Here is a 21,298-nt window from a genome sequence, read left to right as displayed (position 1 = left end):
CATGTTCCCGGCGCCTGTTTCCGGCGCGTGTTCCCGCTACGGCACAGGGCACGAAAATGCATCGGGCGTCGGCCGGCCATGCGCCGGCGGCCGGTGTCAGCGCCGGCAAAAGGGTCTAAGGGAGCCCATCATGTCCCATTCCGGCGATGCTGCTTCCCACCCGCCCTTTCCCCTGGCCGGCTACGCCTTCGGCGCCGCCGGGGCGATGCTGTTCGCCTCCAAGGGCATCATCATCAAGCTCGCCTATGCCGAGGGCATCGACCCGGAGACGCTGCTGGCGCTGCGCATGGCGTTCTCGCTGCCGTTCTATCTCGCGGTCGGCGCCTTCGCGCTGCTGCGGCTGCGCGGCATGGGCGAGCCTCTGCCGAGTGGCCGGCTGGTGGTGCAGTCCATGCTGGTGGGGGCGCTGGGCTACTGGCTGGCCAGCTATCTCGATTTCGCCGGGCTGCAATACACATCCGCCTCGTTCAGCCGGCTGATCCTCTTCACCTATCCGATCTATGTCGCGCTGTTCGGCGCGCTGCTGTTCGGCCAGCCGATCCGACCGAAGGCGATGCTGGCCTTCGCGCTCGCCTATGGCGGGCTGGCGCTGATCTTCCTGCAGAATGTCACCACCATGGGCTCGGACGTGGTGAAGGGTTCCGCGCTGGTGACGCTGGCGGCGATCTCCTTCGCGCTCTACCAGCTCTGCGCCCGCTCGCTGCTGCAGCGGGTCGGCTCGGCCCTGTTCACCTGCATCGCCATGATCTCGGCCTCGATCATGGCGATCGGCCAGTTCGCGGTGTTGCGGCCGGTCGAGGCGCTGATGGTGTCGCCGCATGGGCTGATGCTGGCGGTCAGCGTGGCGATCGGCGCCACCGTGCTGCCGACCTTCCTGATGAACGCGGCGCTTAAGCGCATTTCGGCGCAGGCCAATTCGATGATCAGCACGGTGAGCCCGGTCGCCACCATGGTGCTGGCGGTGATTTTTCTCGGCGAGAGCGCCAGCCCGGCCGAACTCGCCGGCGCGGTGCTGGTCATGGCCAGCATCGGCTGGTTCACGTTGAGCGACGCCCGCAAACGCTGATCGCCCGCAGGGGCTGAGGCTCAGTCGTCCTCCACGTCCGGCGTGCGCCAGGCGAGGTGCTGCCCGCCATCGACCGCGATCATCTGCCCGGTGACGCTGGAGGCGCGGGCAAGATAGGCGACAGTGTCGGCGATCTCCTCCGGGCTCGGGCCGCGCCCGAGCAGGACGGAGGCGGACTGACGGGCGAAGGCGCTGTCGTCCTGCCGGCCATTGGCCAGTGTCGGGCCGGGGCCCACCGCATTGACCCGCACGCGCGGCGCCAGCGCCTGCGCCAGCATCCTTGTGGCGGCCCACAGCGCTTCCTTGGTCACGCTGTAGGAGAAATAGGCCGGGGTCGGCTTCAGCACGCGCTGGTCGATGAGGTTGACGATCGCGCCCGGCGCGCCCTCCGGCAGCTGCGCGGCGAAGGCGCGGGCGAGCTGCACCGGCGCGCGCAGATTGACCGCCATGTGCCGCTCCCACACGCCGAGGTCGAGCACTGCCACGCTGTCGGGATGGAATTCCGAGGCGTTGTTGACCAGCAGGGCAAGCGGCCCCAGCGCCGCCACGGCGGCAGGGACAACGCCGTCCACCGCCTCGGCCTCGGCGAGCTCGGCGACGATGATGGCCGCGCGCCCACCCGCCTCCCGGATCGCGGCGGCGGTCTCCTCCGCCGCAGGGCCAGGCCGGCGCACATGCAGCGCGATGTCATAGCCATCACGGGCGAGGCGCAGGCTGATGGCGCGGCCGATCCGCACCGCGCCGCCGGTGACGAGGGCGACGGGACGGAGGGACGGTTGGGACGTGTCGGGTGCGGGCGGCGAGGGGGCAGGGGTCATCAGGTTTCAGGCGCTGCATTGAAAGGGCGGCGGGCAAGGGACGGCTGCGCCGCCCGGCTGACAATACGTCGCGCGACGGTGCGCGGATGAGGATAGGTGGCCTTGATCGGGTAAATTCGTGCCGGCGGGCACGGCCGCCCTTTTAACGGGGCAAAGGCCGGTGTGCCATCTCAGTGTGCCGGATCCCCGGCAGGGCGCGGGTGCCGGCGGATCTGTGGTCGGTATTCAAGTATACATGAAGGTTACGTTTCATTAAGTATAATATAGCCTATCGGAATTCGACATTATTTCGGCCGCACCTTTCTGGAAGTGTCGGACTTATCTCAGCGACGGCGATGTCTTTTCGCCGGCTGGTCGGCTGAGCCAGGATCCAGGAGACGATCATGAAGAACAGCATCCGCGCAGATCGCATTCGTGCAGATCGCATTCGTGCAGATCGCATTCGTGCAGATCGCATTCGTGCAGATCGCATGCGTGCAGGTCGCATTCGTGCAGGTCGCATGCGTGCAGGTCGCATTCTTGGCGGTCTCGGGCTTGTGGCCCTGATGGCCGCTCCCGCCGCTGCGGCTGATATGTCCTACCCCGCCCCGGCCGGGGTCGCCTATGCACCGGCGCCGGTCTTCAGCTGGACCGGCTTCTATCTCGGCGCAAATGCTGGCTATGGCTGGGGCACGGCGGATGCCTCGCCGGATATTGACGGTTTCCTCGGCGGCCTGCAGGCCGGCTATAACTGGCAGGGCAATGGCCCGCTGGTGCTCGGCGTGGAAACCGACATCCAATATGCCGGCCTGTCCAGCTCGGCCTTCACGCTGGACTATTTCGGCACGGTGCGGGCGCGGCTCGGCTACGCCTTCGACCAGTTCCTGGTCTATGGCACCGGCGGCCTGGCCTATGGCGGCGGCAGCTACGAATTGCTCGGCCTTTCCAATGACCGCAACCATATCGGCTGGACCATCGGCGCCGGCGCCGAATACGCCATCGGCGGCAATTGGAGCGTCAAGGGCGAGTATCTCTATGTCGACCTCGGCGAGGAGACCTATACGAGCTATTTCGGCCCGCGCGATGTCGGCATGAGCGCGAATGTGCTACGCGCCGGCGTGAACTACCGCTTCTGATCGGCGCATGGCGGGCGATGACGCCGAATCCGGCGCGCCCGCCTCGCCTTCGGGCGATGAAGTCGCTCAATCTGTGACATCAGAAACACACCCGCCGATGATCTGAAGTCGATCATGGCGAAATTGTTGCGCGTTTCGCGGTTCTGTGGGTGCGGTATTTTTCGCATAGATCCAGTCGGGCGAAGGGTTTGCGGGCCCTCCGGCCGCGTTCGACGGAGGGCGCGGACGGCAAATGCGGCGGTGTTGCCCCAATCCAGCCCTTGGCCTGCCCATCTGGGCTTCTACTTCACACTCCGAGACGCAGCCTCAACGGTTTCGCAAACCTTTCCTGGCGCCAAGCCCCCCCCGGCTCCAGGTTGTTTCGGAGAGTACCTATGAAGAACATCCTCTGCTCGGGCGTCGCCGCGGTCGCCCTTCTCGCCGCGGCCCCCGCCTTCGCGGCCGACCTGGCGCAGCAGCAGCCCTACCCGACCAAGGCCGCCCCGATGTATGTCGAGCCGGCGTTCACCTGGACGGGCTTCTATCTCGGCGCCAATGCCGGCTATGCCTGGGGCCAGGGTGAGGGCGGCGCCGGCGTCGTCAATCTCGACCCGACGGGCTTCCTCGGTGGTGGCCAGATCGGCGTCAACTACCAGTTCGACAACAACATCGTTCTGGGCGCCGAAGCCGACTTCCAGGGCTCGGACATCAAGGACAGCTATGCCGGTTACGAGTCCAAGATGGACTATTTCGGCACGGTCCGCGCCCGCCTCGGCTATGCCTTCGGCAATGTGATGCCCTACGTAACCGGTGGTCTGGCCTGGGGCCACACCGAGGTGAACGACAACGTGTTCGGCCTGTCCTCGGACAAGACCCAGGTGGGCTGGACGGTTGGCGGCGGCGTGGAATACGCCCTCACCAACAACTGGACCATCAAGGGCGAGTATCTCTACATGGATCTCGGCGAGGACTATTACGACAGCATCGGCTACAAGACCGGCCTGACGGCCAACATTGTCCGCGCTGGCGTGAACTACAAGTTCTGATGCGGGCCTGACGGCTCTTCGACGACAAAGGCCCCGGATCGACGATCCGGGGCCTTTTTGCGTTGGCGCGAGAAGGTTGCAGGATCAGATCTTTGGGTCAGACCTGCGGGGTCGTTGCCTCGAAAGCAGGCACACGCTCGGAAAAGGCGTCGAGCCAGGCGACCAGCGCCGGATGGCCGGCGCGCCAGGCGCCGGCAAAGCGCAAATCGAGATAGCCGAGCGCGCAGGCCACCGCGATCTCGCCGACATGTGCGGCGCCGCTGACCGGCAGGGGCTGCGGCGGCGCCGCCTCCAGCGCGGCCAGCCCGCGCGCCACCTTGCCGGCCTGATGGTCGAGCCAGCGGGCGCTGTGGGTTTCGGCGTCGCGGAAGCGGCTCTCATACATCTGGAGCAGCGCGGCGTCGGCAATGCCGTCGCCGAGCGCGAGCATGGTCAGGGCCGCGATCCGGTCCTCGCCGCCGGCCGGGAACAGCACGCCGCCGCCCGTCGCCATGTCGAGATACTCGATGATGACGCGCGAATCATAAATCGCCGGCCCGTCCTCGCGCAGCAGCACCGGGATCTTGCCGAGGGGGTTCTGCTCCCGCAGCGAATCGGTGGGATCGGTGGTGTCGGCCGGCAGGACATCGAGATGGATGTCGCACAGAATGGCGCCGATCTTGACCTTACGCCCGAACGGGGACAGCGGGGAGGAACGAAGCTTCATCGGGGTTCGACACCTGTTGGGGGCGAGCCGCCCCCGTGCCGGGATGCCCGGCGGCGCTGCGCCCGGCCGCGGCGGAGCCGCAGCTTCGGCCGGCAGGCTTATCAGTCGGCCGGCTGCAGGTCGATTGCCTTCGGGCCCTTGCCGCGCTTGTCCGGCTCGATCTCGAAGCTCACGCGCTGCCCCTCCATCAGCGTGCCCAGCCCGGAGCGGCTCACGGCCGAGACATGCACGAACACATCGCGCCCCCCATCATCCGGCCGGATGAAGCCATAGCCCTTTTCGGTGTTGAAGAATTTGACGGTGCCCATCGTCGCCATGCGCCTGCTCCTGACCTCGGATGGCCGCACCCATCCGCCGCTTGACTCTGCCCGGGCAGAGTGAAGCAAGACCGATGCCGATTAATGACGCGGGGGAGGTGCGGTCGGCCGGCGCGGCGGGGTCAGCGTTCCGGCGTCAGCCAGCCGAGGCGCACGCGCCCGGTTCCGTCGGTGGCAAGCACCGGGGCGAGGGCGCCCAGCACCGTGCGCAGTTCCTCGGCGAGGGTGAAGGGCGGGTTGACCACAATGAGGCCGCAGCCGGTCATGGTGTCCGCCTGCCGCACGGCGCGCAGGTCGAACTGGATGTTCAGCGTCTTCGGGATTCCGGCGCGTTCGATCTCGCGGCGGAAGCCGTCGACCGCGCGCACATCCTTGATCGGGTACCAGAGCAGGTAGATGCCGCCGGACCAGCGCCGGTGCGCCTCGGCGAGGCCATGGGCGAGGCGGTGGAACTCGCCCTGTTCCTCGAAAGGCGGGTCGACCAGCACCACGCCGCGCCGCTCCTTGGGCGGCACATAGGCGTTGAGCGCCTGCCAGCCATCGGTCGCCAGCACCTTGGCGCGGACATCATGGCCGATCGATTCCTCCAGCGCCGCCCGCACGCCGGGCTGGGTCTCGCACAGCAACAGCCTGTCCTGGGCGCGGGCGAGCGCCTGGGCGATGAGCGGCGAGCCGGGATAGCGGCAGAGCGTTGCCGCCAGCGCGGCATCGTCCGCCGCCGGCGGGTTCACCGCCCGCACGGCATCGAGCCAGGGGGCGAGCAACTCGGCCACATTGGGGGCGAACGATGCGCGCAGCACCGCGCCGATGCCGCCCTCCCACTCGCCGGTGCGGCGGGCCTCGTCGCCCGTGAGGTCATAAAGCCCGGCGCCGGCATGGGTGTCGATGACGCGATAGGCGGCATCCTTGCGTCCGAGATAGGCAAGAATGCGCGCGAGCACGACATGCTTGACGACATCGGCGAAATTGCCGGCATGGAAGGCGTGGCGGTAGTTCATCGCGTCCTCTATTTCGCGCCGGCGCTCTCACGCAGCGGCGGCATCACCACGCGGCTTGCCCGGCAGGCGCGGCGATCCACCTCCTCGCAAGGCGTGAAACCGAGCGTGCGGTCCATGCAGATGCGGACCTCAGTCAGCCGGCGGCCATCGCAGGCGATGGCGATCATATCAGGCGCCAGCCCCGGATTGGCGGCGCGGAAGGCGTCCTCGACCTCGCCGGGCGACACCATGCGGTAGTCGTCGAGCCGGCGAAAGCCTTCCGGGATCGTTACCCGCTCATAGGCGCGGCGTACCTCGGCGAAATAGGCGGCGGCATCGGCGCCGTCGCAGGTGCCGTGCTTGCGCCACTGGTGCAGCACCAGCCGGCGGCTCGGCATGATGTCGAGCATGGCGCGCAGCACCGGCTCGGGGACGAAAGGGGCGGGGGTGACGCAGTTTTCCGGCCAGCCGCGCTTATATTGCGGCCAGAGCCCGTGCACGACGAAGGCGAAGGGGCGGGCGCCTGCGCATTGCGCCGGCTCGGCGCGCTCGCCCATCGCCTCGCAATAGGAGGGCGACCAGGACAGGGCGAGCACATAGTGGTCGAAGCGGCCCGGATCGCCCTTCTGCTGGGCGAAGGCCAGTGCCGGCCAGAGCAGCAGTGCGGCGAGGGCCAGCCCCGCCGCCCGCGCCAGCCTCACGGACGGGCCATGCGGCAATTCGGGGCGTAGGTCCAGGAGCGGTCGAAGCCCTCGACGCAGAAATCAACGCCCCAGGAGGCGCCGAGGAAGCCGCCATCCTCGATGATCGAGTACCAGACGGTGTGGTAGAGCGGGGCGCCATGGGCCTTGCCGACGACCTTGCCCACCGGCTTGCCCGTCGCCTGGCCCCCATAGGGGCTGCTGTCATAGGCGCCGCTGCCATAGGCGCCCTCGGTCTGGAAGCTGGGCGTGCCTTCAATGCCGGAGACGATGACCTCGGCGCGGCAATAGCGGCGCGGCATGTATTCCTCGCCCCAGGGCCGGAACGCGACCTCGCGGACATGCTCGATGCGGTCGATGGTGAGCTTGGAATTCCAGAAGCGCGATTCGGTGGTGGAGAAATCCCGCTGGATCTTCGACAGCGCCGAGGGCGTGTCGCAGGCCGGCACGTCGCCGCTGTAATTGGGGCCCGACATCCAGAAGTTCTTCTCGAAGAAATTGGCCGCCTGCGCGCCGCCGAGCGAGCCGGCCAGCATGCCGATGACGGCGAGGCCGGTGGCGGCCCGCGCCATGGCCCGCTTCGCCCGCCCTGTCGCGCCCTTCATGTCGGCCAGCATCGCACATCTCCTGCTTCATCTGCGGCGAAGATGCGTCGCGTCTGCCGCGCGGTCAATGACGGCAAGGCCACACTCGGCCGGATTCGGGCACCGTTCTCAGATGAGGCGGATGACATAATGCTTGCGGGTGGTCTCGATGACTTCCCACACGCCCTTGAAGCCGGGCCGCAGGGCGAAGGCGTCGCCCGCCTTCACCGTCACCGGCGCCTCGCCATCCTCGTGCAGGACGGAGACGCCTTCGAGAATCGAGCAGAACTCCCATTCCTCATAATCCACCCGCCAGGCGCCGGGAGAGGATTGCCAGATGCCGGCGAACAGGGCGCCGTCCGGCAGGGTCTCGATGTTCCAGGTGAGGTGGCGGGGATCGCCGGCCACGAGGCGCTCGGCCAGCGGCGCGGTTTCCTCCGGTTCCCCAAGCGTGGCCGGATCGAAGGAAAGCAGGAACGACATGGAAAACCTCGCAGGCGGGGCATAGGGCGGGAGCCGTCCGGCGGTAGGCTGGAAACAAGAGCGGCGCGGCCATCCTGAAGGATGAGCCGCGCCGTCTCAAGCTGCTTCGACACCCCCCAGCATCGAAGCAAAAACTCATTCCGCCGGTGCTGGCTGCGGCCCGTCCGCGCTCACTGCGGCGGGCGATTCCTCCCGCGCGGCGTATTTCGCGCAGGCGAAGAGGAAGCCGGCTACCAGAAGGTAGGCGAATGCTACCGTCGGTGTCACGCCAATTCCGACGCTTTCCCCGTGCATGAAGCCGAAAAAGGTGAGCACGGCGCCGGCAAGGGCGAAGGCGGCGGCGTTGACGAATTGCCGTTCGACCACGAACACGCCGATGGCGCCTAGCACCAGCCCGACCAGGATGGCGCCGCCGCCCATCACTTCCAGCCCGTGATAGAGCACGCCGACCGTGCCCAGCTTCTCCAGCCCGAGCGCGGCGGCCGAGGTGCCGGCGACGGCGAGCGAATTGTCGATCAGCAGCTTGGCCCAGGCGGCCAGATGCGGGGTCAGCGCCAGCACCACGGCGGGGGCATGCTTGGAGGGCGTGGTCTGGAACGCCTGCGCCCCGATCAGCATGCCGATATAGAGCAGGATCGGCGAGATGGCGACGACCGGGATCAGCGCCAGCAGCAGCGCGATGATGCCGAACCAGGACAGCACGATCACCATCAGCCCGGTGGCGGCGGAATAGCCGATGCGCCCGCCCATCGATTTCCAGCCGGGATGGCCGATATAGACGGCGTTGATGAAGGGGTTGCCCATCAGGCAGCCGATCAGGCTCACCACGCCGTCGGCGGTGAGCACGCGGGTGGTGGGGTAATGGTCGCCCGCCGCCTCGGCGCTCTCCACATTGTCCATCGCCTCGACGAGATCATAGATGCCGAAAGGAATGGCGGTGACGAGGATGATGCCGAGATAATCGAAGCCGTGGAACACATGGTCGAAGGCCGGCAGCGGCACGGAGAAACCGAAGGTGGTGAAGGCGGCGCCGACATTGTCGAGGCTCATGCCGCCATAGTTCAGCCCGAACAGGTTCGAGCCCCAGGCGATGATCATGCCGACCGCGATGGCGATGAGGCCGGCGGGAATGCCGCGCGGGTATTTCACCCCGCCGAACCAGCTGACCATGATGATGGCGAAGCAGGTGAGGCCGATCACCGGGGTGGCGAAGATCTCGAAGGCCGGGCGCATGGAGATGAAGGCGATCGACACGCCCGCCAGCGTGCCGAGCAGCGCCGCCCGGGGGGTAATCTTGCGGATATAGGGAGCGACGAAGCCGCCGATCATCAGGATGAAGCTCTGGAAGAACACCCAGACGAGGCCCGCCTCCCAGCCCTGGATCGGGTCGCCGGTGGCCGCGCCGATCGGCAGCATGATGACGAAGGTAACGACGAACATGTGCGGCACCGAGATGCCCGAGGGCAGGGCGCAGACATCGTCGCGGCCGGTCTTTTTCGCCAGCTGGTAGCCGAGCCAGGCGTAATAGACGGTGGAGAGGAACATCATCAGCCCCACCGCCGGCAGGATGCGGCCGAAGACGATGTCGGGCGGCATTTTCAGCACGAATTGCAGCAGGCCGGTCAGCACCAGCATGTTGACCAGTATGTTGGTGCCGAAGCCGAACAGGGCATTCCAGTCGCCGCGCACCCACAGGGTCGGGCGCATGCCGGTGCGGGCGGGTGAGATCGGGGTCATTTCAGTCGCGGACATGCTCGGTATCCCTCAAGGACGAATGACGGGACGCGGTGAAAGGCGGCGCCGGGCGCCGGACGCGGCAGGCGAAAATCAGGCGGCGCTCGGGGGCGCGGCGTGGGTGGCGGTGCCGGCGAGTGCGGCGAGAAGGGCGGTGGAATCGGACACCCAGCCGAAGATTCCGCCCTGCGCCTTGATCATCTCCAGGCCGACGCGGTGGAATTCGGGGATGTAGGAGGCGCAGCAATCGGCCAGCGCCACGCAGCGATAGCCGCGGTCATTGCCCTCGCGAATGGTGGTGTGGACGCAGACCTCGGTGGTGACGCCGGCGACCAGCAGCGTGTCGATGCCCCGGTTCTTCAGCATCAGTTCGAGGTCGGTCTGGTAGAAGGCGCCCTTGCCGGGCTTGTCGAGCACCGGCTCGCCGGGTGCGGGGGCGAGGGCGGCGATGATGTCGTGGCCGGGCTCGCCGCGAATGAGGATGCGCCCCATCGGCCCGGCGCAGCCGATGCGCGCGGTGGGCGCGCCGCGCTCGACCTTGGCCGGGGGCGCGTCCATCATGTCCGGGCGGTGGCCCTCGCGGGTGTGGATGACCATGAGCCCGGCGGCGCGGGCGGCGGCGAGCACGGCCTGGCAGGGAGCGACCGCCGCCTGGAGGCGCGAGACATCATTGCCCAGCGTCTCGCCGAACCCGCCCGGCTCCAGGAAATCGCGCTGCATGTCGATGATGACCAGCGCGGCGCGGGCGGGATGGAAGGCGAGGGGCGCGGGCTCGGCGGCGAGCTGCGTTTCGGAAGGGGGTGCGGGCGGTGTCGCGGGCATGAGCAAGCCTGACATTTTCATTGCATACAATGGTGCATGCAGAAATCGTGCCGCCGGCTTGTTTGCAGATCATAAAATAAATCGAAGTTATATCAATATGTTATATGGAGGGATGTCGGTGCGAGGCTCGCATTGGCGGGGCACCCATGCACCGCGTGAGAGGTTCTTGTTGCTTATATTATAAGCAAACTGCCAGCGTGCGCAGCTTTCCGGCCCGGTGGTGAATTGGTGCTTGAGTGTAGCTCTCCGGTTGTGCAACTTAAGAGTGTATTAACCTGGGGGCTGCAATGAAGGCGTTCATCCCGGCCATAATGGCCTTGAGTCTAAGTCTCGCGGGGTGCCAGACGGCCCCCTTGCCCGGTGCGACGAGCATCGAGCCGCCCACCAAGGGCGTGTATGTCGGCGGGCTCTACAAGCCCATTCGCGACGGTCGGCGGCGTTCGGCGCCGGTCAATCTCATCCGCATCTGTACCGTGTCGCCGACGCTGGCCGAGTTCGGTGTGCCCGCCCCGGAGGGCAACGAGGTCAGCGACATCGATCTGCTGGTGTCGCGCAAGCTCTCGGCCTCCGTCTCCCTGCTCAATGCCGCTGTGGCCAAGGCGGGGCTGTCCGGATCGATCTCGGATTACTACGAGTACAAGATCGTCAATGCGGCGTCCTATGAACTCGGACTTGCCGACGCCAGCGTCGTCTACGCCAAGCTGATGAAGAACGCCCAATGCCGCCGGCAGGTGGACGAGGAATTGGCCGAGGGCAAGGTGGTGCAGGTCACGAAGGCCTATGTCGGTGACATCGTCTTCCGCCGCAAGACCGGGCTGGACCTTTCCGGCGATCTCAGCACCAAGGCGGTGCAGGCCACCCTGTCCAGCAGCACCGATCTCCGCTTCTCCGGCAAGGGGATGATCTTCGCCTTTGTCGGCAAGACCAAGACCGGCACCGGCTACTGAATCCGGGCCTGCTATGGGTGCGGCGGGGCTTCCCCCCGTCGCGCCCGCACCCCATATTGCCGCCATGGCCAAAGCAGCACGTCCCGGCGGGTTCTCCGAGCGCTCCCAGCGCGCTTTCGAGCCCGCGCAATCCGCCACGCTCGATCCCGCCCTCGCCGAGAAGCTCGGCGTGGCGCCGACCTCGGGCGCCTCCGCCACCGTCGCCGCGCTGTCGGCGCTGATCGAGGGCGGCCGCCCGGAAGTGGACGGCCAGCTCTGGGCGCCGCATCGCCCCGCGCGGCCCGAGAAGTCGGAAGGCGGCGTCCGCTTCGTGCTGAAATCCGACTACACGCCAAATGGCGACCAGCCGGAAGCGATCAAGGAACTGGTGGCGGCGGCCAATGAGGGCGAGCGCGACCAGGTGCTGCTCGGCGTCACCGGCTCGGGCAAGACCTTCACCATGGCCAATGTCATCGAGCGGGTGCAGCGCCCGGCGCTGATCCTGGCGCCGAACAAGACGCTGGCGGCGCAGCTCTATGGCGAGTTCAAGAGCTTCTTCCCCGACAATGCGGTGGAGTATTTCGTCTCCTATTACGACTACTACCAGCCCGAGGCCTATGTGCCGCGCACCGACACCTTCATCGAGAAGGAATCGTCGATCAACGAGCAAATCGACCGCATGCGCCACTCGGCCACGCGCTCGCTGCTGGAGCGTGACGATGTGATCATCGTCGCCTCGGTGTCCTGCATTTACGGTATCGGCTCGGTCGAGACCTATGCCTCGATGACCTTCAAGATCGAGGTCGGCGAGCGCATCGACCAGCGCCAGATGCTCGCCGATCTGGTGGCGCTGCAGTACAAGCGCACCCAGGGCGATTTCGGCCGCGGCACCTTCCGGGTGCGCGGCGACGTGATCGAGATCTTCCCGGCGCATTACGAGGACCGGGCCTGGCGCGTCTCGCTGTTCGGCGACGAGGTGGAGAGCATCCAGGAATTCGACCCACTGACGGGGCAGAAGTCGCAGGATCTGAAATTCGTCAAGCTCTACGCCAATTCGCACTATGTGACGCCGCGCCCGACGCTGATCCAGGCGATCCAGGGCATCAAGGCCGAGCTGAAGCACCGTCTCGACGAACTGCACGCCATGGGCCGGCTGCTGGAGGCGCAGCGGCTGGAACAGCGCTGCACCTTCGATATCGAGATGATGGAGGCGACGGGAAGCTGCGCCGGCATCGAGAACTATTCGCGCTGGCTCACCGGGCGGCTTCCCGGCGAACCGCCGCCGACGCTGTTTGAGTACATTCCCGACAATGCGCTGATCTTCTGTGACGAGAGCCATGTGACCGTGCCGCAGATCGGCGCGATGTATCGCGGCGACTTTCGCCGCAAGGCGACGCTGGCGGAATATGGCTTCCGCCTGCCAAGCTGCATGGACAACCGGCCGCTGCGCTTCGAGGAATGGGAGGCGATGCGCCCGCAGACGGTGCATGTCTCCGCCACGCCAGGCAAATGGGAGATGGAGCGCACCGGCGGCGTGTTCGTCGAGCAGGTGATCCGCCCCACCGGACTGGTCGACCCCGAGGTCGAGGTGCGCCCGGCCCGCACCCAGGTCGACGACCTGCTCGGCGAGGTGCGCGCCACGGCGGCGAAGGGCTACCGCACGCTGGTGACGGTGCTCACCAAGCGCATGGCGGAGGATCTTACCGAGTATCTGCACGAGAACGGCATCCGCGTGCGCTACATGCATTCGGACATCGACACGATCGAACGCATCGAGATCCTGCGCGATTTGCGGCTCGGCGCGTTCGATGTGCTGATCGGCATCAACCTGCTGCGCGAGGGGCTCGACATTCCCGAATGCGGGCTGGTGGCGATCCTCGATGCCGACAAGGAGGGCTTCCTGCGCTCGGAAACCTCGCTGATCCAGACCATCGGCCGCGCCGCGCGCAATGTCGACGGGCGGGTGGTGCTCTATGCCGACAACATCACCGGCTCGATGGAGCGGGCGATGGCCGAGACCGAGCGCCGCCGCACCAAGCAGGTGGCGTGGAATGTCGAGCACGGCATCACCCCCGAGAGCGTGAAGAAGGCGATCGGCGATATTCTCAACAGCGTCTATGAGCGCGACCATGTGACGGTGGATGCCGGGCTGGCCGAGGGCGCGAGCACCTATGGCAACAACCTCGCCACCGTGATCGCCGACCTCGAAAAGCGCATGCGCAAGGCGGCGGCCGATCTCGACTTCGAGCAGGCGGCGCGGCTGCGCGACGAGATCAAGCGGCTGCAGGCGACCGAGCTGATGCTGTCGGATGATCCGCTGGCGCGGCAGGACAGCGTCGACGACCGCACCGGCGGCTATCGCGGCGAGCGCAAATATGGCCGCTCCGCCAACATGCCGGAGAAGAAGGCGAAGGGTGGGGGGCGGGCCGGCACCGGGCGTTCCTCGCCCGGCCATGTCTCTTCCGGCGCGGAGGCGCGGGCGGACGAGGCGCAGGCGAGCTATGAGCCGGGCGAACCGTCCATGTTCGGGGGAGGCACGTCCCGCCTCGTCAAGCCGTCGCTCGACGATATGGGCCCCGGCACCGACCGGGTGGAACCGCTGCGGGTTGAGGACTGGGTGCGCCCGGAACGGCCGGACCCGATGACCAAGGGCTACCGCAAGGGCGGAAGGCGGGCGCCGAAGCGCTGAGGGCGGGCGCTCCAGAGCACGTCCGGTGAAAACCGGTTCGCCTGATGTGCTCTAGGTTTTTGTTTTTACGCATTTTCTTCACGCGAACCGGAACCCACTTCGCTCGAAAATGCTCTAGAGCCGCTTCTTCAGCCAGATGCAGCAATGGCCGGGCGGGTAATCGTCGATCTCCCCGAAGCGCTGATAGCCGTGCCTCTCGTAGAAGTCCGGCGCCTGGAAGCTGTAGGTTTCGAGATGGGCCCCGATGCAGCCGCGCGCGCGGGCCTCAGCCTCGGCGGCGTTCAGCAGGGCGCTGCCGACGCCGCTGCCGCGTGCCTCGGGTGACACCCATAGCCAGTCGATGTGCAGCCAGCCGAAATAGGTGCGTGCCTTCAGCCCCGCCTTCGCGGTTCCTTCGTCGTCCCGGGCGATGACCCACAGCTCCGAGGCCTGCAGCGGGCCGGCCTTCGTCTCGTTGAAGAGGTCGAGGCCCTGATCGATCAGGTCGCGCACCTGCGCGCCCGGCTCGTCTTCCACGGCAATCCGCATCGGTGCTCCCCTGCAACCCGCTGCCCCCGCCCGATGCGGGGGATGGCTCTGCGTGTCTTTCGTGCCAAGAATAGCGCGCACCGCCAATGGGGCACGGGGGACGACATGACTTTCACGCAGGCGATTTCCAGCGTTCTCGGCAAATACGCCACCTTTTCCGGGCGCGCGCCGCGCTCGGAATATTGGTGGTTCGTCGTGTTCTCGATCTTGGCGAGCATCGCTGCCGGCGTCCTCGACACCGCCCTCTTCGGCGCGTTCTCGCTGCTCACTTTCGGCGAAATCGACGCCTTTACACCCATCAGCACCCTGGTCGGTCTGGGGCTGCTGATCCCCTCGATCGCCGTCGGGGTGCGGCGCTTCCACGACATGGATCACGCCGGCTGGTGGCTGCTGCTGATCATCACCGGTATCGGCGCCCTCGTCGTTTTCTTCTGGTTCATGGTCCGGGGCACGCGCGGGCCGAACCGCTTCGGGCCGGACCCTCTGGAATTCTGACGCGCATGAAAAAGGGCGGCCCGAAGGCCGCCCTTTCGACTGTTGGATGAGAGAGGCGCGGCTCAGCCCTGCTGAATGGCGCTGAGCTTCCACGCGCCGCGCGGCGGGCGGGCAAAGGTCCAGAATTCCACCGCCTGCTCCAGCCGGTCCGGGTCGCCCTGGACGACGCGGCCGGTGGCCTTGTCGAGGGTGACATCCTTCAGCTCGTAGCGCATGGCGACGGTGGCGTATTCGGTGTCGCCTTCCGACCAGGCTTCCGACAGGTCGCCCTGCAGCAGCTTCACATCGGTGATGCGGTTCTCCAGCCCGTCGCGGGCCATCTCGTCGAGTTCCTCGCCCATGTAACCCGCCATTTCGGGGGTGAGCAGGGCGGCGAGCGCAGGCTTGTCGGCGCGGCCATAGGCGGACTGCACCTCGGTGAGGGTGCGCTCGAAAGCGTCGAAATCCGCGCCTTCCAGCTTGATCGGCTTGCCGCGCGGGGCGGTGCCGAAGCCGGCGCGGGGGGCCGCTGTACCGGCCGCTGTGCCCATGGAGCCGCCACCCTGGGGGGCCGAGCCGGCGCCGTTCAGCGCGTCACGGTTCATCGGGTCCGGACGGGCGCCGCCGGCATAGGAAGGCTGATTGCGCGAGCGCATCCAGCCCATCACCAGCCGCACGACGATGAAGATCAGGCCGACCTGCAGCAGCAGGCCGAGAATGCCGGAGAGGCTGCCGAGGCCGGAGAAGAAGCCCGAGCCCATCAGCAGGCCGAAAATGCCGGCGCCGAGCAGGCCGCCCATCAGCCCGCCCATGAAGCCGCCGCGCATGAAGCCGCCAGGCTGCGCGCCAGCAGCGCGGGCCGGAGAGGCGGCCTGGGTCGGGGCCGCGGAACGCTGCAGCGGCTGGGCGGTGGGAGCGGTTGGCGTCGGGGCAGGGGTCGACCAGCTGCGCGTGCCGCGGCTGCCGAAGCTGCCGCTGCGGCCGGCGCGAGCCTCGGCGAAGTCGACGGCCACCAGAACGCCGGCGGCAACGAACAGGGCGCCAATGACGAGACGCAGGGCTACGGGACGTAGACGCAGAGAACGCAAGGGCTTGGCCTCTCTAGGACGGTTTTCGGGCGACAGGTGCCGCAACGTCATCCATATGGGAAGAGAGGGCCGGGAATCCAGCCCCTTGTGCGTCAACTGGGGCCCGGGGTCGTGCCGGCCGGGGGCGGGTCGGCACGAAATGGCGCTTTGCGCGCGGCACACAATCCCGTGAAGACGGGTGCGCGGCCGTGGCGGATTCACTGCGCAAGCTGCTGAATCGGCAGGCTGCGGAACGGCGCGCGCTCTGGGGCGGCGTCACCCGGCTGCAGCTGCTGCGACGTCAGAAGCCGAGCTGCGATTCGATGGCGGCGATCGAGCCGACCGGGGCGTTCGCCAGCTTCTTCTCGCGCGCATCGGCGGGACGCAGCGGCGAGATCGCGCCAGTATACGACGTCTTGGGCTGGGAGCCGGCGAGGGGGGCCTGAACCTCATTGCGGTTCATGACGGGGGGCATCTCAAATTCCTTCCTGATACGCTTACGCTGACTTTGACCAACGGCCTTTCGGCCGGCTTGTTCATTCCCACGGCCTCTCGGCCGGCTTTTCCAAAAGGCACCGCCCGAGAACGACGCCCTGCATACTCACTTCTCTACAGCCTGAACCCTGAAGCTTTCCTGAGCATGGTGTTCATGCTGGCGGGGGATTCGTTCACAATCGCGGCGGCTCTGCGGCATTTCGCAAGAAACGCGGCCGCTGTGGCCCGGCGGCCTCACCTCATCCACAGCCGGCGCGGCGGGCGGTATCGCAGTGGCGACAGGGACGGAGCGGGGCGGGGACAGGGCCGGGGATAAGCGCACCCGCATGGGTGTCATCGACGGCATGCTAATTGCTAAGTTGGTCTACGCCTTAAGGAGTATCGCCATGTCCGTTGCCCTGACCATCGCCCTTTCCGATGCCGAGCCCGAAGCCGATGGCGAGCTCGATCTTTCCCTGCGCGAGGACATCCGCATGCTCGGCCGGGTGCTGGGCGACACGCTGCGCGACCAGGAAGGCGAGGCGATCTATGAGCTGGTGGAGCATATACGCCGCGTCTCCACCCGCTTCCACCGCGAGGAAGACGAGGGCGCCCGGCACGAGCTGGAAGCTATTCTGAGCGATCTGGGGGCGGACCAGACGATCTCCATCGTCCGCGCCTTCTCCTATTTCTCGCATCTCGCCAACATCGCCGAGGACCAGAACGTCATCCGGCGCATGCGCGCGGCCGCCGCCCATGGCAGCGCGGCGGGACCGGCCACCGTCGCGCGGGCGCTGGAGCGGGCGCGCGAGGCGGGGATTTCCACCGCCGATCTGCGCGCGTTCTTCACCACCGCGCTGGCCAGCCCGGTGCTGACCGCGCACCCCACCGAGGTGCGCCGCCGATCCACCCTGACCCATGAAATGAAGGTGGCGGAGCTGCTCGCCGACCGCGCCCGCCGCGACCCGACGCCGGAGGAGCTGGAGCTGGCGACCGCCGAGCTGCGCCGGCGGGTGCTGATGCTCTGGCAGACCAATCTGCTGCGGCGGACCAAGCTGACCGTGCTGGACGAGGTGGCGAACGGCCTTGCCTATTACGACTACACTTTCCTGCGCCAGCTGCCGTCGCTCTATGCGGCGCTGGAGGACCGGATGGCTGATATGGAGGGGCTGGAGGGCGAGGCGCCGGAAATCGCCTCCTTCGTGCGCATGGGCAGCTGGATCGGCGGCGATCGCGACGGCAACCCCTTCGTCACCGCCGAGGTGACGCGCGAGACCATGCGGATGCAGAGCGCGCAGGCCGTGCGCTTCTATCTCGAAGAACTGGACAGCCTCGGCGCCGAGCTTTCCATCAGCACCATCCGGGTGAGCGTGTCGAGCGACCTGCTGGCGCTGGTGGACGCCTCGCCCGACCTTTCGCCGCACCGGCGGGGCGAGCCCTACCGCCTCGCCGTCACCTGTATCGCCTCGCGCCTGCGCGCCACAGCCTTCCGGCTGGAGATTGCCGACCTGCTGGGCATCACGCAGATGCCGCAGGCACGGCCCTATGGCTCGGCCGCCGAATTGCGCGCCGATCTCGACATCATCGACGCCTCGCTCAAGGCGCATAAATCCGGCGTCATCGCCGGCGGCAAGCTGCGGGCGCTGCGGCGGGCGGTGGATGCGTTCGGCTTCCACCTCGCCGTGCTGGATTCGCGGCAGAATTCCGACGTGCATGAGCGCTGCGTCGCCGAACTGTTCGAGGTCGCCGCGCCCGGCACCAACTACAAGGCGCTGCCGGAGGGCACCCGCGTCGCTCTGCTGCTGCGCGAGCTGACCACCGCCCGGCCGCTCACCTCGCCCTTCGCTGCCTATTGCGACGAGACGGTGGGCGAACTGGCGATGCTGCGCACCTGCGCCCGCATCCACCAGATCTACGGGCGCGAGGCGATCCAGACCTGCATCATCTCCAAGGCCGAGAGCGTCTCCGACATGCTGGAGCTGGCGCTGCTGCTGAAGGAGGTCGGGTTGGTCGATCCCGCCGGCGCTGCGGCGGTGAACATCGTGCCGCTGTTCGAGACCATCGGCGACCTGCGCAACGCCGCCAAGGTGATGGAGCAGATGTTCCGCCTGCCGGAATATCGCAAGCTGGTCGACAGCCGGGGCAGCGTGCAGGAAGTGATGCTCGGCTATTCCGACAGCAACAAGGATGGCGGGTTCCTCACCTCCGGCTGGGAACTCTACAAGGCCGAGATCGAGCTGATCGAGGTGTTCAAGCGCCATGGCGTGCGGCTGCGCCTGTTCCATGGGCGCGGCGGCTCGGTCGGGCGCGGCGGCGGGCCAAGCTATGACGCCATTCTCGCCCAGCCGGGCGGGGCGGTGCAGGGGCAGATCCGCATCACCGAGCAGGGCGAGATCATCTCGTCGAAATACTCCAACCCGGCGGTGGGGCGCGGCAACCTGGAGATCCTCGCCGCCGCGACGCTGGAGGCGACGCTGCTTTCCGGCGACGCCATGGCGCCGCGCGCGGAATATCTCACCGTGATGGAGGCGCTGTCCGACGCCGCTTTCGCCGCCTATCGGGCTCTGGTCTACGAGACCCCGCGCTTCGAGGACTATTTCTGGGAATCCACCGTCATCAACGAAATCGCGACGCTGAACATCGGCTCGCGCCCGGCCTCGCGCAAGAAGACGCGGCGGATCGAGGATCTGCGCGCCATTCCCTGGGTGTTCTCCTGGGCGCAGTGCCGGCTGATGCTGCCGGGCTGGTACGGCTTCGGCACGGCGGTGCGGGCCTGGCTGGAGGCCAATCCCGACGGGCTGCCGCTGCTGCAGGAAATGTACCGGGAATGGCCGTTCTTCCGCACCCAGCTGTCCAACATGGACATGGTGCTCTCCAAGAGCTCCATCGCCATCGCCTCGCGCTATGCCGCGCTGGTGGAGGATGTGGAACTGCGCGAGAGCATTTTCGGCCGCATCCGCGCCGAGCACCATGATTCCATCGAGGCGCTGCTGACGATTTCCCAGCAGCCGGCGCTGCTGGCCTCCAACCCGCTGCTGGAACGCTCGATCCGCGCCCGCTTCCCCTATATCGACCCGCTCAACCATGTGCAGGTCGGCCTGCTGCGGAAGTACCGCGCCAGCGACACCGACGAGAAGGTGCTGCAGGGCATCCAGCTCACCATTAACGGTATTTCCGCCGGTCTGCGGAACTCGGGGTAAGTCATCATGGCGTTCGCCTGCACCATACCGGCCGTGCCCACCCAGCTGGCCGATGACGCGCGCGTGCGCATCACGCGCTGGGATTTCGCCCCGGGCGCCACGACGGGCTGGCACGAGCACGCGATGGACTATGCCATCGTCTTCATCACCGACGGGCTGATGGAGATCGACGTGGACGGCGCGGTGACGCAGGTCGCCATGGCGGCCGGCGCCGCCTATTCCCGCCCGGCCGGCATACGCCACGATGTGCGCAATGCCGGCGCCGCGCCGATGAGCTTTGTCGAGGTGGAGATGAAATAGGCGGCGGTGGCGGTGGGAAGCGACGGCGGGGTTTATCACGGCTCGCCTTGGTTTATGCTGGCGCTTTCTTCCCTCGCGCGTTCCGATCCGCCATGTACACGCCGCCCGCCTTCCGTGAAGACGACCCCGTCCTGCTGCGCCAGATCATGCGCGAGGCGCGGCTGGCGACCCTTGTCACCGCCACCGCCGACGGGCTGATGGCGACGCCGCTGCCGCTGTTCCTGGAGGAAGGCGAGGGCGAGCAGGGCGTGCTCTACGGCCATCTCGCCCGGGCCAACCCGCAGTGGAAGACGCCGCCCACAGGCGAGGCGCTGGTGCTGTTTTCCGGCGCCGACGCCTACATCACGCCGAGCTGGTACGCGGCCAAGGCCGAGCACGGCAAGGTGGTGCCGACCTGGAACTATGAGGCGGTGCACGCCTATGGGGCGGTGGAGTTTTTCGACGATCCCGCCCGCCTGCGCGACGCCGTGACGCGGCTCACCGCGCTCTATGAGCAGCCGCGCGCCGAGCCCTGGGAGGTGAGCGACGCGCCGGAGGCTTTTGTCGCGGCGCAGCTGCGGGGGATCGTCGGCGTGCGGCTGCCGATTGCCCGCATCGAGGGCAAGCGCAAGATGAGCCAGAACCGTTCCGAAGCCGACCGCGCGGGCGTCGCCGCCGGGCTGGCGCAGAGCGAGCGCCCGAGCGACTAGCGTGTGGCCGCGATGATCCCCACCCGGCGGGAGTAGGCGTCAGGCTGCCGGAGGCTGCGGGGTATCAAGTTCACCACCAATGGGATTTCGGTCGGCTGCGGCACTCGGCTTAAGGGTAGGCCGCTGAGCCGATGGATCGGCCAGTTGTTCAGTTCATAACCTGGGAACAGAGATAATTAAGCCCCTGACGACATCATCGCTGTCCACTTTTATCTTGCAAATGGCCTCAAATTTTTGGCCTGGCCAATCTCGGAGTTTCATGAAGTCGGCGACTTGCTTGGCGTCTCGTTTAGTGGGTGGGGAACAAAACGACCAAGCGTCTTTGAGATAGAAAGGAACTTCGACTGGAATGCCAAGATAACGTCTGGTTTCCTGATCGTTTGGTACATTTACTAGTATCGCGCGTAATCCGCTCTTATAAGAGATCGAGAAGGCGCCTTCAGGCATGGCTGGTCTCGTATGGTATCCAGCATGGTATGTATCATATGCTACATAGCATCCGCCGACGATGAGCATAAGAAGTGTAATTCGTCCTATCCACTTCAGCATCCGACTTGCCCGAATTCCCATCTATCCAAGAACGCATAGGTAAAGGAGGGGCGG

General features: G+C 66.9%; 22 protein-coding genes. 9 read left to right on the top strand and 13 right to left on the bottom strand.

Going from position 1 to position 21,298, the window contains the following annotated elements; translation table 11 throughout:
• Positions 1–130: 130 nt before the first annotated feature.
• The gene (locus tag A3M1_RS0101200) at positions 131–1,066 is read left to right on the top strand and encodes a DMT family transporter (RefSeq protein ID WP_018387123.1); all 936 of its coding nucleotides are present in this window, start codon (positions 131–133) and stop codon (positions 1,064–1,066) included.
• Positions 1,067–1,086: 20 nt separating this feature from the next.
• Here the strand turns inward: A3M1_RS0101200 and A3M1_RS0101195 are convergent, their stop codons facing one another.
• Positions 1,087–1,884: an SDR family oxidoreductase gene (locus tag A3M1_RS0101195; RefSeq protein ID WP_018387122.1), complete on the bottom strand. Its 798-nt coding sequence runs from the start codon at positions 1,882–1,884 to the stop codon at positions 1,087–1,089.
• Positions 1,885–2,265: 381 nt separating this feature from the next.
• Positions 2,266–2,493, bottom strand: coding sequence for a pentapeptide repeat-containing protein (locus A3M1_RS27140; RefSeq protein WP_081620313.1), 228 nt, complete (start codon positions 2,491–2,493; stop codon positions 2,266–2,268).
• Here A3M1_RS27140 and A3M1_RS0101185 point away from each other — a divergent pair.
• Both A3M1_RS0101185 and A3M1_RS0101180 read left to right on the top strand, forming a co-directional pair.
• On the top strand, positions 2,457–2,999 hold the full coding sequence (locus tag A3M1_RS0101185; RefSeq protein ID WP_018387120.1) for an outer membrane protein: 543 nt from the start codon (positions 2,457–2,459) through the stop codon (positions 2,997–2,999). The genes A3M1_RS27140 and A3M1_RS0101185 overlap by 37 nt on opposite strands.
• A 374-nt stretch (positions 3,000–3,373) precedes the next feature.
• Positions 3,374–4,024: an outer membrane protein gene (locus tag A3M1_RS0101180; RefSeq protein ID WP_018387119.1), complete on the top strand. Its 651-nt coding sequence runs from the start codon at positions 3,374–3,376 to the stop codon at positions 4,022–4,024.
• A gap of 97 nt (positions 4,025–4,121) precedes the next feature.
• On the opposite strand, the gene A3M1_RS0101175 is transcribed toward A3M1_RS0101180, so the two are convergent.
• The 8 genes from A3M1_RS0101175 to A3M1_RS0101140 form a co-directional block, all read right to left on the bottom strand.
• Positions 4,122–4,730 (bottom strand): glutathione S-transferase family protein, encoded by a 609-nt coding sequence (locus A3M1_RS0101175; protein WP_018387118.1) that lies wholly within the window; start codon positions 4,728–4,730, stop codon positions 4,122–4,124.
• A gap of 101 nt (positions 4,731–4,831) precedes the next feature.
• A complete protein-coding gene (locus A3M1_RS0101170) occupies positions 4,832–5,047 on the bottom strand; it encodes a cold-shock protein (RefSeq protein WP_018387117.1) in 216 nt (71 codons plus the stop codon).
• Between the two features lie 122 nt (positions 5,048–5,169).
• Positions 5,170–6,045: a 23S rRNA (adenine(2030)-N(6))-methyltransferase RlmJ gene (locus A3M1_RS0101165; protein ID WP_018387116.1), complete on the bottom strand. Its 876-nt coding sequence runs from the start codon at positions 6,043–6,045 to the stop codon at positions 5,170–5,172.
• A gap of 8 nt (positions 6,046–6,053) precedes the next feature.
• A complete protein-coding gene (locus A3M1_RS0101160; RefSeq protein WP_018963923.1) occupies positions 6,054–6,725 on the bottom strand; it encodes a ribonuclease T2 in 672 nt (223 codons plus the stop codon).
• Positions 6,722–7,342, bottom strand: coding sequence for a hypothetical protein (locus tag A3M1_RS0101155; RefSeq protein WP_018387114.1), 621 nt, complete (start codon positions 7,340–7,342; stop codon positions 6,722–6,724). Before A3M1_RS0101155 ends, A3M1_RS0101160 begins: the two co-directional genes overlap by 4 nt.
• Before the next feature lie 96 nt (positions 7,343–7,438).
• Entirely contained in the window at positions 7,439–7,792 is a 354-nt protein-coding gene (locus tag A3M1_RS0101150; protein ID WP_018387113.1) for a cupin domain-containing protein, read from the bottom strand.
• 135 nt (positions 7,793–7,927) lie between these two features.
• Positions 7,928–9,544: a xanthine/uracil/vitamin C permease gene (locus A3M1_RS0101145; protein WP_018387112.1), complete on the bottom strand. Its 1,617-nt coding sequence runs from the start codon at positions 9,542–9,544 to the stop codon at positions 7,928–7,930.
• 75 nt (positions 9,545–9,619) lie between these two features.
• Positions 9,620–10,348 carry a cysteine hydrolase family protein gene (locus A3M1_RS0101140; protein ID WP_018387111.1) on the bottom strand — a complete coding sequence of 243 codons (729 nt, stop codon included), beginning with the start codon at positions 10,346–10,348 and terminating at the stop codon, positions 9,620–9,622.
• Positions 10,349–10,701: 353 nt separating this feature from the next.
• Here A3M1_RS0101140 and A3M1_RS0101135 point away from each other — a divergent pair, with 353 nt between their 5' ends.
• Both A3M1_RS0101135 and uvrB read left to right on the top strand, forming a co-directional pair.
• Complete coding sequence (locus A3M1_RS0101135) at positions 10,702–11,295, top strand: hypothetical protein (RefSeq protein ID WP_018387110.1); 594 nt, start codon at positions 10,702–10,704, stop codon at positions 11,293–11,295.
• A gap of 64 nt (positions 11,296–11,359) precedes the next feature.
• Positions 11,360–13,963, top strand: coding sequence for an excinuclease ABC subunit UvrB (gene uvrB, locus A3M1_RS0101130; protein ID WP_018387109.1), 2,604 nt, complete (start codon positions 11,360–11,362; stop codon positions 13,961–13,963).
• A gap of 114 nt (positions 13,964–14,077) precedes the next feature.
• Here uvrB and A3M1_RS0101125 read toward each other — a convergent pair whose 3' ends face one another.
• Entirely contained in the window at positions 14,078–14,491 is a 414-nt protein-coding gene (locus A3M1_RS0101125) for a GNAT family N-acetyltransferase (RefSeq protein WP_018387108.1), read from the bottom strand.
• Positions 14,492–14,596: 105 nt separating this feature from the next.
• Between A3M1_RS0101125 and A3M1_RS0101120 the strand changes: the two genes are divergently transcribed.
• The gene (locus A3M1_RS0101120) at positions 14,597–14,986 is read left to right on the top strand and encodes a DUF805 domain-containing protein (RefSeq protein WP_018963925.1); all 390 of its coding nucleotides are present in this window, start codon (positions 14,597–14,599) and stop codon (positions 14,984–14,986) included.
• 62 nt (positions 14,987–15,048) lie between these two features.
• Here A3M1_RS0101120 and A3M1_RS0101115 read toward each other — a convergent pair whose 3' ends face one another.
• Both A3M1_RS0101115 and A3M1_RS26345 read right to left on the bottom strand, forming a co-directional pair.
• Positions 15,049–16,053: a TIM44-like domain-containing protein gene (locus tag A3M1_RS0101115; protein ID WP_018387106.1), complete on the bottom strand. Its 1,005-nt coding sequence runs from the start codon at positions 16,051–16,053 to the stop codon at positions 15,049–15,051.
• A 280-nt stretch (positions 16,054–16,333) separates the two neighbouring features.
• Positions 16,334–16,507 (bottom strand): hypothetical protein, encoded by a 174-nt coding sequence (locus A3M1_RS26345; protein WP_018963927.1) that lies wholly within the window; start codon positions 16,505–16,507, stop codon positions 16,334–16,336.
• Positions 16,508–16,913: 406 nt separating this feature from the next.
• Between A3M1_RS26345 and ppc the strand changes: the two genes are divergently transcribed.
• The 3 genes from ppc (at position 16,914) to A3M1_RS0101095 (ending at position 20,695) form a co-directional block, all read left to right on the top strand.
• Positions 16,914–19,706 (top strand): phosphoenolpyruvate carboxylase, encoded by a 2,793-nt coding sequence (ppc, locus tag A3M1_RS0101105; RefSeq protein ID WP_018387104.1) that lies wholly within the window; start codon positions 16,914–16,916, stop codon positions 19,704–19,706.
• 6 nt (positions 19,707–19,712) lie between these two features.
• Positions 19,713–20,006: a cupin domain-containing protein gene (locus A3M1_RS0101100; protein ID WP_018387103.1), complete on the top strand. Its 294-nt coding sequence runs from the start codon at positions 19,713–19,715 to the stop codon at positions 20,004–20,006.
• A gap of 92 nt (positions 20,007–20,098) precedes the next feature.
• A complete protein-coding gene (locus tag A3M1_RS0101095) occupies positions 20,099–20,695 on the top strand; it encodes an FMN-binding negative transcriptional regulator (RefSeq protein ID WP_018387102.1) in 597 nt (198 codons plus the stop codon).
• Positions 20,696–21,298 lie beyond the last annotated feature (603 nt).

It is taken from the genome of Ancylobacter sp. FA202, from assembly GCF_000380205.1.
Lineage (GTDB): Bacteria > Pseudomonadota > Alphaproteobacteria > Rhizobiales > Xanthobacteraceae > Ancylobacter.
This window is presented reverse-complemented; position numbering and strand designations above follow the sequence as displayed.

Coding starts and splice junctions, on each gene's coding strand:
- A3M1_RS0101200 (WP_018387123.1), top strand. CDS start 131: ATGTCCCATTCCGGCGATGCTGCTTCCCACCCGCCCTTTCCCCTGGCC.
- A3M1_RS0101195 (WP_018387122.1), bottom strand. CDS start 1,884: ATGACCCCTGCCCCCTCGCCGCCCGCACCCGACACGTCCCAACCGTCC.
- A3M1_RS0101185 (WP_018387120.1), top strand. CDS start 2,457: ATGTCCTACCCCGCCCCGGCCGGGGTCGCCTATGCACCGGCGCCGGTC.
- A3M1_RS0101180 (WP_018387119.1), top strand. CDS start 3,374: ATGAAGAACATCCTCTGCTCGGGCGTCGCCGCGGTCGCCCTTCTCGCC.
- A3M1_RS0101175 (WP_018387118.1), bottom strand. CDS start 4,730: ATGAAGCTTCGTTCCTCCCCGCTGTCCCCGTTCGGGCGTAAGGTCAAG.
- A3M1_RS0101170 (WP_018387117.1), bottom strand. CDS start 5,047: ATGGCGACGATGGGCACCGTCAAATTCTTCAACACCGAAAAGGGCTAT.
- A3M1_RS0101165 (WP_018387116.1), bottom strand. CDS start 6,045: ATGAACTACCGCCACGCCTTCCATGCCGGCAATTTCGCCGATGTCGTC.
- A3M1_RS0101155 (WP_018387114.1), bottom strand. CDS start 7,342: ATGCTGGCCGACATGAAGGGCGCGACAGGGCGGGCGAAGCGGGCCATG.
- A3M1_RS0101150 (WP_018387113.1), bottom strand. CDS start 7,792: ATGTCGTTCCTGCTTTCCTTCGATCCGGCCACGCTTGGGGAACCGGAG.
- A3M1_RS0101145 (WP_018387112.1), bottom strand. CDS start 9,544: ATGTCCGCGACTGAAATGACCCCGATCTCACCCGCCCGCACCGGCATG.
- A3M1_RS0101140 (WP_018387111.1), bottom strand. CDS start 10,348: ATGCCCGCGACACCGCCCGCACCCCCTTCCGAAACGCAGCTCGCCGCC.
- uvrB (WP_018387109.1), top strand. CDS start 11,360: ATGGCCAAAGCAGCACGTCCCGGCGGGTTCTCCGAGCGCTCCCAGCGC.
- A3M1_RS0101125 (WP_018387108.1), bottom strand. CDS start 14,491: ATGCGGATTGCCGTGGAAGACGAGCCGGGCGCGCAGGTGCGCGACCTG.
- A3M1_RS0101120 (WP_018963925.1), top strand. CDS start 14,597: ATGACTTTCACGCAGGCGATTTCCAGCGTTCTCGGCAAATACGCCACC.
- A3M1_RS26345 (WP_018963927.1), bottom strand. CDS start 16,507: ATGCCCCCCGTCATGAACCGCAATGAGGTTCAGGCCCCCCTCGCCGGC.
- ppc (WP_018387104.1), top strand. CDS start 16,914: ATGTCCGTTGCCCTGACCATCGCCCTTTCCGATGCCGAGCCCGAAGCC.
- A3M1_RS0101100 (WP_018387103.1), top strand. CDS start 19,713: ATGGCGTTCGCCTGCACCATACCGGCCGTGCCCACCCAGCTGGCCGAT.
- A3M1_RS0101095 (WP_018387102.1), top strand. CDS start 20,099: ATGTACACGCCGCCCGCCTTCCGTGAAGACGACCCCGTCCTGCTGCGC.